The 517-nt window shown below is 47.0% G+C and carries 1 protein-coding gene; it reads left to right on the top strand.

The genetic code is table 11. The features are described from left to right. On the top strand, positions 1–517 hold a 517-nt coding region (gene trhA, locus R7Q46_RS30305; protein ID WP_318078732.1), incomplete at both ends, for a PAQR family membrane homeostasis protein TrhA.

Genomic DNA, 517 nt, shown 5'->3' with positions numbered 1-517 from the left:
CCTCAATACAGTCAAAGTGAAGAGCTTGCCAACACCATCACGCACGGTATTGGGATGATTTTCGGCATTGTCGGGTTAATCCTGTTGTTAATCAAAGCGACAAACCACCAAGCTGACACATTGACCGTGACAAGCATGGCGATCTACGGCTCCAGTATTATTGTGCTGTTTTTAGCCTCAACGCTGTACCACGCGATCCCTCATCCTAAAGCGAAACGCTGGCTGAAAACCTTCGACCATTGCGCTATTTATCTGCTTATTGCTGGCAGTTATACGCCATTTTTGTTGGTGAGTTTACGCACGCCACTTGCGTTTGGCTTGATGATAGTTATCTGGAGCATTGCTCTGCTCGGCATCATCATGAAGGTCGCATTTGTTTATCGCTTTAAGAAGTTGTCGCTGATGACTTATTTGGTGATGGGATGGCTGTCGTTGATTGTGATTTATCAGTTGGCGATCAATCTGGATATCGGTGGACTTACGCTGCTTGCGGTGGGCGGTTTGGTGTACTCGCTAG

This window comes from Vibrio sp. 811 (assembly GCF_033339195.1).
This window is presented reverse-complemented; position numbering and strand designations above follow the sequence as displayed.